The 11,642-nt window shown below is 59.4% G+C and carries 7 protein-coding genes and 2 CRISPR repeat arrays; of the genes, 1 reads left to right on the forward strand and 6 read right to left on the reverse strand.

Annotation, left to right across the window (positions count from 1 at the left end; genetic code table 11):
- The first annotated feature begins 28 nt into the window (after nucleotides 1-28).
- Nucleotides 29-1,222 (forward strand): amino acid aminotransferase, encoded by a 1,194-nt coding sequence (locus tag DDA898_RS17595; protein WP_038911893.1) that lies wholly within the window; start codon nucleotides 29-31, stop codon nucleotides 1,220-1,222.
- Between the two features lie 549 nt (nucleotides 1,223-1,771).
- A CRISPR array of direct repeats spans nucleotides 1,772-2,158; the repeat unit is 28 nt; unit sequence TTTCTAAGCTGCCTACGCGGCAGTGAAC.
- A gap of 130 nt (nucleotides 2,159-2,288) precedes the next feature.
- Here the strand turns inward: DDA898_RS17595 and cas6f are convergent.
- The 6 genes from cas6f to cas1f all read right to left on the reverse strand — a co-directional run bounded on the left by cas6f (nucleotide 2,289) and on the right by cas1f (nucleotide 10,826).
- A complete protein-coding gene (gene cas6f / locus DDA898_RS17600) occupies nucleotides 2,289-2,843 on the reverse strand; it encodes a type I-F CRISPR-associated endoribonuclease Cas6/Csy4 (RefSeq protein WP_038911894.1) in 555 nt (184 codons plus the stop codon).
- A gap of 6 nt (nucleotides 2,844-2,849) precedes the next feature.
- Nucleotides 2,850-3,857, reverse strand: coding sequence for a type I-F CRISPR-associated protein Csy3 (csy3, locus tag DDA898_RS17605; RefSeq protein WP_038911895.1), 1,008 nt, complete (start codon nucleotides 3,855-3,857; stop codon nucleotides 2,850-2,852).
- A 16-nt stretch (nucleotides 3,858-3,873) separates the two neighbouring features.
- The gene (csy2, locus tag DDA898_RS17610; RefSeq protein ID WP_038911896.1) at nucleotides 3,874-4,812 is read right to left on the reverse strand and encodes a type I-F CRISPR-associated protein Csy2; all 939 of its coding nucleotides are present in this window, start codon (nucleotides 4,810-4,812) and stop codon (nucleotides 3,874-3,876) included.
- Complete coding sequence (gene csy1 / locus DDA898_RS17615; protein ID WP_038911898.1) at nucleotides 4,809-6,146, reverse strand: type I-F CRISPR-associated protein Csy1; 1,338 nt, start codon at nucleotides 6,144-6,146, stop codon at nucleotides 4,809-4,811. The genes csy2 and csy1 overlap by 4 nt, the downstream gene beginning before the upstream one ends.
- Before the next feature lie 406 nt (nucleotides 6,147-6,552).
- A complete protein-coding gene (gene cas3f, locus DDA898_RS17620) occupies nucleotides 6,553-9,828 on the reverse strand; it encodes a type I-F CRISPR-associated helicase Cas3f (protein WP_038911899.1) in 3,276 nt (1,091 codons plus the stop codon).
- The gene (cas1f, locus tag DDA898_RS17625; protein ID WP_038911900.1) at nucleotides 9,825-10,826 is read right to left on the reverse strand and encodes a type I-F CRISPR-associated endonuclease Cas1f; all 1,002 of its coding nucleotides are present in this window, start codon (nucleotides 10,824-10,826) and stop codon (nucleotides 9,825-9,827) included. The genes cas3f and cas1f overlap by 4 nt, the downstream gene beginning before the upstream one ends.
- 431 nt (nucleotides 10,827-11,257) lie before the next feature.
- A CRISPR array of direct repeats spans nucleotides 11,258-11,585; the repeat unit is 28 nt; unit sequence GTTCACTGCCGAGTAGGCAGCTTAGAAA.
- Nucleotides 11,586-11,642: the final 57 nt, after the last annotated feature.

Raw genomic sequence — 11,642 nt, forward strand, 5'->3', positions numbered from 1 at the left:
CCCTTTATACTCAGGAGAGTTACCGACCGTGTTCCAGAATGTTGACGCCTACGCTGGCGACCCTATCCTGTCCCTGATGGAGCAATTCAAGCAGGATCCCCGTACTGATAAAGTGAATCTCAGCATCGGGTTGTATTACGACGGACAGGGCGTTATTCCTCAATTGCAGGCGGTCAACGCCGCGGAAACACAGATGCAGGCTGCGCCGCAGCAGGCATCGGTCTACCTGCCGATGGAAGGCCTCTCCTCTTACCGCAGCGCGGTGCAGACGCTGCTGTTTGGCGAACGTCACCCGGCATTAACCTCACAGCGCATCGCCACCATCCAGACGCTGGGCGGTTCCGGTGCGCTGAAAGTGGGCGCGGATTTCCTCAAACGCTATTTCCCGGATTCCGAAGTCTGGGTCAGCGACCCAACCTGGGAAAACCACATCGCCATTTTCTCCGGTGCGGGTTTTCAGGTGCACACCTACCCGTACTTCGACGCCGACACGCTGGGCGTCAACGTCGATGGAATGATCAGCGCCCTGAAACAACTGCCGCCGCGCAGCATCGTGCTGCTGCACCCGTGCTGCCACAACCCGACCGGCTCAGACCTGACCCACGCCGAGTGGGACCGCGTGATCGAAGTACTGATCAAAGGCGAACTGGTGCCGTTCCTTGATATCGCCTATCAGGGTTTTGGCGGCGGCATGGACGACGACGCCTATGCCATCCGTGCTATCGCCGGTACCGGCCTGCCTGCGCTGGTCAGCAATTCGTTTTCCAAAATCTTCTCGCTGTATGGCGAGCGCGTGGGCGGGTTGTCGGTCGTGTGCGAAGATCAGGAAGCGGCGAACCGCGTGCTCGGCCAGTTGAAAGCCACCGTGCGCCGCAACTACTCCAGCCCGCCGAACTTCGGCGCACAGGTGGTATCGCGCGTGCTGAACGATAGCGCGCTCAACGCCAGCTGGCATGCGGAAGTGGAAGCCATGCGCCTGCGAATTCTGGAAATGCGCCAGACGCTGGCGGACGAACTGAAAAAAGCGCTGCCGAATCGCAACTTCGACTACCTGCTGACCCAGCGCGGCATGTTCAGCTACACCGGCTTTAGCGCCGCACAGGTGGACCGCCTGCGGGAAGAGTTCGGCGTCTACCTGATCGCCAGCGGCCGCATCTGCGTCGCCGGTTTAAACCATCACAACGTACAGCGCGTGGCCGCCGCCTTCGCCGCCGTACAGTAAGTTATTCCTTTCACTTTTTTACGCCTTTTCCCCCTACCGGTAACGGTAGGGGGATTTTTTTATTCCTGCGCAGGAAACGGCGAAGCCCGCCGCGGGGCTGAGGCTGTTGACAAACAGCGGGGGGTTTTAGTTATTGGCGGATTTATGCCGGAGCGGTGAATGATTTCGTGCGGGATAAGCTATGGTGCTTCCTTGCCACTTCATCGCACGCACGACAAGGAGAGGTTCACGTGCCACCTCTCCTTGACCACTGGCTGGTGGCTAAACTACGCCGCTGACGCGGTGCCTTCGGCGTTCGCCTTCGCTGTTCGGACCGCCCATTACGCGTTTACTCGCCCCATCCCTGGGGCTCGCCCTTCGGGCCAGCGTAAACGCTGTTCAAAAACGCTCCCAGCGTTTTTGTCAGACACGGAATGGGCTTGCACGGCATCCATGCCGTGCATCCGGCGAAGTCCCCACCTCAGCGTAGTTTTTAACGCCAGCACACCGGTCAACCGCTGCCTGTGCGGCAGTGAACAGTGGGTGGAGTAAGTCACATGGCCGGAGACTTTTCTAAACTGCCTACACGGCAGTGAACATTCAGTATTCAAAAGACAGCGTTTTGAGTTTTTTCTAAGCTGCCTACGCGGCAGTGAACCCGTGCCGGGGCGAAGTTCACCCCGCAATACTTTTCTAAGCTGCCTACGTGGCAGTGAACCAGCTCATTGACAAGGCGACCAACCCGCCAATTTTCTAAGCTGCCTACGCGGCAGTGAACGAGATATGCCTAAAATAAAACCGGGGACAGTATTTCTAAGCTGCCTACGCGGCAGTGAACGAACAGAGCCAATGATTGGAATAAGAGTTATTTTCTAAGCTGCCTACGCGGCAGTGAACACCACGTCAAACGCCCCTGATCATCCCATGTGTTTCTAAGCTGCCTACGCGGCAGTGAACCGTAGCGAACATTCGCTTATCACCTGATTAATAAAGAAAAATCGTCATTTTGACGAAAAAAACCCTTTTTTCTGGCGGCCAGATTGCGGTATTAAAAATCAATACGTTAACGCTGGCCGCAAAAAAAGGGTTAAAACCAGGGGATGGTGGCGACCGCGCTTAACCCGTAGCTGGAGAACGCCCCGGCGACCGGTTTATCCTGCAACGGACAGTGTTCGACGAACAGCAGAAACGTTTGTCCGTTGGAAAGGCTTCGCAGCGGCAGATACGGCAGCGAGGTGCGTTTTTCCACCGTATAGGGAATGCGCGCGTCTGCCTCATCTACGGTCATCCGGCCTTTGTTCACCGCGCGACGGCGCAGCCGCTCGGCGCTGCTTTTCACCTGCACCCGACGTACCGTGCGGTACTTCACGCCCGCCGGCACCGGCAGCGCTTCGGTGATGACGGTATAATCGCGCAGTCCTTTCAGCCAGCCGGTCTGCTCCAGCGCCGCCAGCTCCTGCACGCTGCCGTGCAGCCGCAGGCGCTCCCCCAGCGTTTTGCCCGCATCAGGAAAGCTCACCCCGATGGCGCCCGTCGCCCGTTGCCCCAGCGCCCGGTGCAGCTTGGCGAACAGCGCGCTCAGCAACTGCACCCCGCTGAATTCCGGGTCGGGCAGCACCCGAATCTCGATATAGTGGTCCATAGCGCGTTACTCGCCTTTTTCGCCGAACACCCCGCCGCGAATCAGCGTGGCGATAACGTAGTGCTGCTGCTCCACCGCCGGCGCACTGCCCTTGATCACCCAGTTATCCAGCAGGGTGTAAAAATCCATCTTGTCTTTCGGCTGACGGTAGGCTCGGCCACGGCTGGTCACCGAACCGTAGGGTTCGACCGCGATCGGCCCGGTTTCCGCCGCTTCCGGGTGCCAGTCGTCCACGGTGCGCAGCGCGTTGCCGATTTTCTGTGAATGGATCGCCGCCACGTCGTTGACCTGATACAGGATTTTGCTCTTGCCGCTGCGCGCCCGCTCATCCAGCACCAGTTCCTGCGACGGAAACACCTCCTGGCCGTTGCCCAACTTCACCTGCGCGTCCACGCGGAAAAACGCAGAGTCGTTGCCCGCCAGCGCCAGCTCAATGGCGTGCGTCAGCTCGGCCAGCGCGCCGTTGGGCTGGCTAAACTGGCGCAGCGAATGGTCTTCGCCGTTGAATTCCCAGCGCTTATCGTTATGCGTCACCACTACCAGCACCGCTTCCGCGCCGATACGGTTACGCCACAGGAAGCGGCCGCTGGCGATATTCTCGGCGTAACGCGCCGCCAGCACGCCAAAGCCCTGATCGCGGGCGTAACCGTTAATCACCTCGGTCAGCGCCTGCTGATAATCCTGATCGTTGCACACCGACGGCTGCGCCAGATTGCCCAGTACCCGCAGCGTGAAGGCCACTTTCAGCGTATCGGCGTCAAACGGCAGCGCCGCCACATCCACCGTTTGCAGGTTGGCTTTCTGAATTTCGGCATCCAGTTTGGCCGGGTCGCTGCTGATGGCGTTTTTTAACCGGTTGGAGATGGTGCCGCGTACCGATTTTTCCTGAATTATCACCGGCGCCCACTGATCCTGCTGCCAGTTGCCCGCGAACATCAGCGCATCGGAATTCGCCAGCTTGCGCTCAAACGCCAGTACCGATGCGGTTTTCAACGTGGTTGCTGCTTTTGCCATGTTCTTAATCCTTGTCTCAGTAATTGAATTCGAGTTCGTCGTAGTCATCCGCCGCGCGGTTCAGATCGTCTGCGGTTTGCAGGCAGCGGTAGGTGCCGTGTTGATAGTGGTAACGCCAGAGGATGCGGTTGATATCATTAATCCGGTGCGCGCCGCGCCACTCGCCGACGCCGTAAATGGCCTCGGCGAAACAGAACGGGGTGGACAAGTCGCGGGTTTTCTCCACCTCGCCGGGGGTATACAACGGCGAAATGGCGCGGTAGCCGGTCATCAGCGGCACCAGATAGCCGCCTTCAGGTTTGGGCAACGCCTGCCAGTTCACCTCATCGTCAGGTGAGCGCACCGCCTGATGTTTAAGGGCGGCGAAATCCAGCCAGGCATCCAGCATCTCCGCCTGCGGATTGGCCTGCTGCAAGTCCTGAAAATGCGACTGCAACAGCGGGGTGCGATCCAGCAGCACAAACCCCGGCAGCAAACGGCGCATCAGGCCGCGCGTGCTGCCGTCGTCGGCGGGCATGTCATCGATGCTTACCCGTTCGATGTCTACAATCAGCCCGCCCGCCAGCCGCTGGCGCAGCGACAGCTGTCGCAACTGCTGTTTCAGCGTGTCGAGGCCGTCTTCACCGGGCAACATACCGTGACACTCGATAAGCAGCGACACGGTGAGATGCATCCGCCCTTCCTCGTTAAAGGCGGCGGTTTTTTCCTCTTTGGTCAGCGGGTTGCGCGTGAGGGCGAAGCTGCGGTTCCAGCCGCTGCCGTAAGCATGCAACTGGTGCTGATGGCACACCACGCCGCAGCCTTCCAGCGTCAGGCCATGCGATGCCTGCAACTGACGCGACAGCGCGTGAGTAAAGCCGAGAAAATGGCTGATGGCCGGAAAGCCGTAGGTGTGCCCGGCGATGGCGTTGGCGTTTTCCACCTGAATACGCCGCAGAATAATCAGGCTGCTCATGCCAATTCTCCCTTCAATGCACGCTCGGTTTCACGCAGGCGCTGTTTGAACAGCGCGGCGGTTGACCATTCGCGGCGTTCCACCTCGCCGAAAATCAGTTTCTCATGCTGTAACCGCGCATTCAGCCAGCGGCCAAATTCATGGGCTACCTGCTCCTTCCAGTCACCGGCGTCGCGTTCACGCAGAAAATCCTTGTCCTGCAAGCCGCGCCACGGATCAAGCCACAATTGCAGATGGCGTTTCAGACGGGAATCCACGCTCCAGCCCGCCGGACGCAGGTTTTGTACCGTAGCGACATAGCCAAATAAGGTGTCGATTAACTGGTCGAGGTAACGCCGGCGCTGGTTACGAATCTCGCGGTTGTTTTCCACCTCTTTTACGCTGAGCAGGAATTGCCGCATCTCCCGACGGTCGGCATAGGTCAGTGCGTCCACCTCGCCCCGTTCACGAAAGATGGTGTCATGCTCGACGGGCGGTTTGATGTGGCTGCGCCACTGCGGCGGCGCACTACTCAGCAGATAAGAACGGCCGCTGCGGGCGCTGTTCAGCGCAGAGATATTTTGCGGCTTGGTGCCGCCCATGTTTTGCACCGCGACACCGGGGTAGCTGACCAGCACCTCACCGTGCCAGCGTTTTTCCCGCCGGGCCTCACGGATGGCTTTGGCCTGCTCGCCGAAGCGCACCGCCGTCAGGCGTTGGTCCAGCGCCTGCGACAGTGAGGACGAATAAAGCGGGCTGAGTAAGTGGTATTCCCCGTCCCCCAGCGGAAAGTAGATCTGCTTGGCGAGTTTATGGGAACTGGGCTGTTTATCGGTCAGCACCAGCCCGAACCCGGCCAGCCACTGGGTGAGCTGCTGCGGGCTTTCCGCCAACGCTTCCAGCGCGCGGTGGTCGCCCCGTTGCAGCGCCGCCAGCAGTGAATCGCCGTGATGTTCGGTTTGCAGCAGTTTGGCCACGTCCAACGCCGCCGCGTTGCCGACGGCATCAATCGCCGGTTGCGCCAGCGTCGCGGTAGACAACACCGCACTGTCAGCAGCGGGTTTAGTGCTGAACACGCTGCTGCCTTTAGCGTCGCTGTGGGTGAATTTCAGCGCGTGGGTCACCAGGCTAATCTGCCCGGCCCGGCTGGCGGCGTCGGTCAGCCAGTTGCGCACCTCGTAGGCTTGTTCTATCTCACGCCGCGCTTGCGCCAGCGTCAATTCCGCTTCGGCCAGCGCCTCACCGCTTAACGCCGCCCGCTGCTTATCGGCGGCTTTATCGAAGGCGTCGAGCTTGGTCTGAAGCCGGTTACTGATATACGAGAGGATGAACGCTTGCAAACCTTCACTACTCATTGTCGATTCCTTGAGCGTGTTATCAGTTACTGATTAATTACGGTTAATGTTAAGGAAGAAAATTGTGAACCACTGCGTTGTTACTGACGAATCGGGTGGATTGTTAACAGTCAGAGATACTGGCTTCATCAGCAATCCAGCAGCCATACAAAGTACAGCGATACAGAATAACCTTAAGTTAGCTGGCCTCGTTTCATTAGAATCTCTCATCATTATCCGAACGAAGGCCATCATAGAACATTGAACACTCGTTGATCAACACCTATATATATCACCTATATTTATCACCTTTTGCCTTTAATCCAATAACCCGATACAATTTTTCGTACTGCCGACTGGCAGCTTAGAAATATATGTATCAGCCATAGCCTTTCTGTTGTTAACTGCCGCATAGGCAGCGACGCACTCATTTGAGTGCGCCAAACACCCCCAACAGCGGGTGCCAGAACCATTCGTTATCTCTTTTACTCAGGCTGATTTCACCGAAGCGGTCACTGACCCACGCCAGCTCCCACTGTTTTTCCTCCGCCAGTTGCGAATAGCGTGCGGTACAGTCCATCTCCACCCAACCGCTGACGCCCTCGGCCAGCGTCAACGTCACAGGCCGGATCGCCTCGCTGGCTTTCCAGCCGCTTGGGCCGTCGTCCGGCACCATAAAACGCGGCGCATCGCTTTCGTCGTCCAGCCACAGACAGTAACGTTGCTGTGGCTCCGACTGGCGAAACGGCGTGCGCCGTTGCAGTTCGCCGTTCCAGTGCAGCGGTTTGCGCCACCACAGCACCGCCGTCGCCTGCGAAGGCGACGTGCCTTTCGGCCCAAACAGTTTCCCTGCCAGCGCCGCATGTTCCAGCGTTACCAGCGTTAACGGTTTTTTGAATACCGGCGGCTGAATACGCGGCGCGGCGCTGATCGCGCGGTAGTCTTCCGGTTTAAGCAGTTGGTGCAGATCGTGGCTGGTCAACAGCCGATCGTTGGATTCAAAACCGGGACGGCAAAACGCCACCGGTTCCCCTTTAAGCGCCCGCACGTTATGGCTCAGCAGATAAAAATTGGGCGACGTCGGCACAAACTCGTCACGCTGACGGTGGCGCAAAATGCGCCCGGCCAGTTGGATTAATGAACGCATCGAGCTGGGTTCGGCGATGGCCCAGTCATAGTCATGGTCCCTGCCGACCTCAGCCACCGACGTCGCCAGCACCACAAACAGATGATGCCGTTGCGGTTGCTGCTCGATGGCCTCGCGGATTTCCGTCACCTGCCACAGCGCGTCCGGGTGTTTGCGCATCAGCGCCGTATCCAGCCGCGCTTCGATATGGGAACGCATCACCAGCGGGTGCTGGCTGTGATAGACGCAGTAGTGCACGCAGCAATCCGGCGGCGACGGCATCGCCATCAGCGCACGCGCCACCGCCGCCAGCGGGTTGATGTTCGCCATGCGAATCAGCCCCAGCGACACGGTTTTTCCCGATGGGTGAGTCTGGTGATGCTGCTCATGCAGGCTAAACAGCCGTTGATGCAGCGTCTGCGCCACCGCGCGGCACACCGCGTCGGCATCCGGCGCCGGGCTTACCACCGGCTCAATCTCCGCCCAGCGTAACGTCAGTTCCTGCTGTTGCAGCTTGTCGATACGCCCGGCGACAAACGCCTGATGACGTTCGGAAAACGCTTGTGCATCGGCGAATGGCTGACACTGGCTGTCGAATTCATCAAACCAGCCGCAGCAAACATTCAGCGGCGTATCCGGCTCGCCGTACGCCTGCTGCCAGGCGGCGCGGCCATCCAGGTAAGCGTCGAACAAGGCGCGGATCAGCGCCGGCGGCAGCGTGGCGGATGACAGCAGCACCCGCGAGCCGAGCATCCCCGCCCAGTTCACCAGCCGACACAGCGCGGGCAGGTCTTCCAGCCCGAAATCGTCCGGCTCGTCCAGCACCAGATCAGCGGTCAGCAGCCGCAGCATCGGCGCAATCTGGTGGCCGCCGCGCAGGCTTTCGGTGGCCGGCATCAGGTGATCAATGGTGGTGACCAGCACCGGCGCGCTCAGCAGTTGATGCAGCGTCGGCGATTTCTCCAGCCAGGTTTTCAGCCGACCGTCATCCAGCGAGCCCTGGTAGCTGACGTACTGATGTTCGGCAAACAGCGCCTCGGCGGATTCGCTGCCGGTCTGCGCGGCGCGTTCCGCCTGCTGGCGTCGTTCATGCAGTTCCTGCACCGCCTGCGAGCCGATCAACACCGCCAGATCGTCCTCATCCAGCGTCAGGCGCTGACGCAGCGCGTCACCGGTTTGCAGCGTCAGGGTGCGCAGGCCGAGCGCCACGGAGAAGCGGCACCCGCGTGATTCATCCGCCAGCCCGTACATGATACGGGCGTTGGCCAGCGTCTTGCCGCGCCCGGTGGACGCCATGTTGACGCCAAAGAAGCCGTGGCGAGCCGTCTGCTCACGAATGGCGCACACCTGATCAAACGCCTTGTCCTGCCAGCGGAAACGCGCATCGGCGCTGCGTTGACGAAAGCCTTTGTGCCGGGTGATGGCGGGCAGCGTATCGCGCAGGTGCGGCAAGCTGCGCCCCAGCAGCAATGCATTCTGCCCGACGCCGACGCAGTGTTCGTCCAGTTGCTGCTTGAGCGTGCCGGTCTGACGGTCGGTATTGGCCCATACCGGATAACGCGGGTCTTGCCAGCCGCTGGTCGCCGGGGAGGATGAATAGTGGTGGTCCGCCAGCATCAGCACCAGCCGCGCCAGATGCGCCGTCAGGCGTTGATCCAAGTGACCGAAGGTCGGCAGCGACGGCAATTTCAGCGCACGGGCAGCGAACTTGCGCGCCTTTTCGCACCAGACGCGGCTTTGCAGCGGCGTACCGTGCGGGAACTGCCACACCTGTTCCCACTGCGTGTCGTCGCCATCAAAATTCAGGTGGTTGACGGCATTCCAGCGCGGTGAAAGCTGCCCGGTAAGCCAGCGTTCGGCGCACGCCAGATCGGGCGAAACGCTGTCGCCATCTGGCTTTTCCCACGTCTGAAACAGCGGCAAACGGTGATGCGACACAATCAGCCAGCCCACCACCTGCGCCAGCGGCGGCAAATCGCGAAACGGCGACGCCCAGGACTCCGGATCATCCTGCTGCAACCGCGCCAGCAGCGCGGTGTCGTCATCCGGGCTGATGCCGCCGAGCGCCGTCAGCCAGCTGGTGTCATCTCGCTCGCCGACAAACTCCTGAAACAGCCGCAGCGACACCCACTCATGGCGATAAGGCTGACTGCGCGGCCCGTCGCCCTGCAAACCGGCCTGAAATAATCCATTGGCCTTGCCGATGTCATGAAACAGGCCGGCAATCGCCGCCAGCAGGCTGAAAGCTTCGGCGCTATGCCACGGGTTTTCATCGTTGCTGCGCAGAATATCGCGTTCGGTACGATTGGTCGGGACGCTGCCCTGCCGGTTGAAACGCCGCAGATTGCCGACAATCCACAGCAGTTCGGTGTGGTTGGCGCTGCGAATCCAGTGACAGGCGACGGCGGTGTTGCGTCGCGCGGTTTTACGCAGCAACTGGCGTAGCGTTTTCAGCCCTTCTTCGGTGATGGCGGTCTGCCAGGTGCGTTCCCCCTTGCGTTCGGCGAACTGATCCAGCACCCGGCGGGTTTCTACCAGCGCCCGCTTGTTGCATTCGGAAATCAGCAGGATGTTCATCGCGCCACCTGGCTGCCGGTTTTCGCCACCTGGCTGCGCTGCTGCGCCACCTGTTGCAGGCTGTCGATCATCACATCCAGCGCCTCAGCCTGACGAAACGCCGTCAGGCAGCGCTGACGGAAATCCTGCTCCTCTTCGCCTTCCATCGCGGCGATAAACGCCTGTGGCAGAATCAGCGCGTCTTTAATCAGGTCGGCCACATCGAACACCAACCCGCCGCGCCGGGTTTTGCCGTGCAGCACCGCCAGCCCATGCGGCAGCCCCAACACCCACAGCGCCACCGCCGCCACCCCGTAGGCCAGATAGTTGCCGTGATCGAGAAAACGGTTCGCCAGATCGGTGCCGCCGCCGCGTTTGGCGCGGGTAAACTCGCCGTAACTCACCGCGTTGGCCGCCAGCCGGTATAGCGCTTTGGTCATCATCGCTTCCTGCACCAGCACATCGTTGCTGGTGCGGCAACCGCTCAGCCCTTGCTGATAGCGGTTAAGCAACGCTTCCACCTGTTCCGGTTTGATGGCGAAACGCGATTCGCGCGCCAGCCGCCCTTCCAGCCAGTGCTGACGAATCTGCCCGATGCGCACCTGCTGAAAGGCAATCGCCGCCGCCAGCCGCTGTTCTTCGTCAAACCAGAAGCTGACCCAATCCTGCAAATATTCGGTGGGGCGGTATTCGCTCTGCGGCGACAGCCACGACACCGCCACTTCGGCCTCATTAGCGGCGAACAATGGCGTACCGCCACCGCCGCAAAACCCGACCATCACCCCGGCGCGGGCAAATTCCCGCATCGCCGCCTGCGTTACCGAGGTGCCGGTGCCGAGCATCACCACGCTGGTATTAGCAATCGGGATATTCCAGTACAGCGACTGATTCCCTTCTTCGGTGACATATTCCACCCGTCCGCCATTCACCAAAATACGGCAATGCTGGAGGTAATAAATATTGGCGCGTTTGGAATGCAGAATGGTTTTTAAATCCGACGGGCTGAATACGTTATCCATAAAACAGACTCCCTGCCGTAGCGATAGACAAACACCACCCGCGCAATAAAACGCAGGCTAATAATTAATTGAAAAATACGGATACCCTAAATAATTCGAGTTGCAGCAAGGCGGCGACGCAGCGAATCCTCGGGAGCTTACTCAAGTAAGTGACCGGGGTGAGCGAGGAAAGCCAACGCACCTGCAACTTGAAGAACTTGAAGTATGACGGGTATAATCAACTGGAAAGTAACGAAAATCAGCCTATCACAGCCCAAACAGGAAAGTGAATGACGCCCGAAATACTTTTCCCGCCGCCATACCCTTTTTTTCAACCGTCTTTTTCGGCATTTAAAAATCAATAAGTTACAGGTAGCCGAGAAAAAAGGGTCTAACGGTGAAAATCGCCAATTGCGGGTCAGAATACAAAGGGTTAGAGTCAATTCGTTACGGTTCACTGCCGAGTAGGCAGCTTAGAAAGTGGCAATGCAGCAGCGGATCAGCGCCGGGTGGTTCACTGCCGAGTAGGCAGCTTAGAAAGCACCACCACCGGGGTCTTTAGGTAATACAACGTTCACTGCCGAGTAGGCAGCTTAGAAATGGCGGGCCATCTGCCAGTTGGTTGTTGAGATGTTCACTGCCGAGTAGGCAGCTTAGAAACGCGGCGGTGCCTACTGTGGCATTGGCATGTGGTTCACTGCCGAGTAGGCAGCTTAGAAATGCATTATGAAGCGTGCCGTGATTCAGTGCTGGTTCACTGCCGAGTAGGCAGCTTAGAAAGGAGGGGCAAACAGTTAACATCCTCTCAGATGGTTCACTGCCGAGTAGGCAGCTTAG

It is taken from the genome of Dickeya dadantii NCPPB 898, from assembly GCF_000406145.1.
Taxonomy (GTDB): domain Bacteria; phylum Pseudomonadota; class Gammaproteobacteria; order Enterobacterales; family Enterobacteriaceae; genus Dickeya; species Dickeya dadantii.

What these genes read in the sequence shown, in the direction of transcription:
- csy2 (WP_038911896.1), bottom strand. Translation starts at nt 4,812, where the DNA reads ATGAGCAGCCTGATTATTCTGCGGCGTATTCAGGTGGAAAACGCCAAC.
- cas3f (WP_038911899.1), bottom strand. Translation starts at nt 9,828, where the DNA reads ATGAACATCCTGCTGATTTCCGAATGCAACAAGCGGGCGCTGGTAGAA.
- csy1 (WP_038911898.1), bottom strand. Translation starts at nt 6,146, where the DNA reads ATGAGTAGTGAAGGTTTGCAAGCGTTCATCCTCTCGTATATCAGTAAC.
- csy3 (WP_038911895.1), bottom strand. Translation starts at nt 3,857, where the DNA reads ATGGCAAAAGCAGCAACCACGTTGAAAACCGCATCGGTACTGGCGTTT.
- cas6f (WP_038911894.1), bottom strand. Translation starts at nt 2,843, where the DNA reads ATGGACCACTATATCGAGATTCGGGTGCTGCCCGACCCGGAATTCAGC.
- cas1f (WP_038911900.1), bottom strand. Translation starts at nt 10,826, where the DNA reads ATGGATAACGTATTCAGCCCGTCGGATTTAAAAACCATTCTGCATTCC.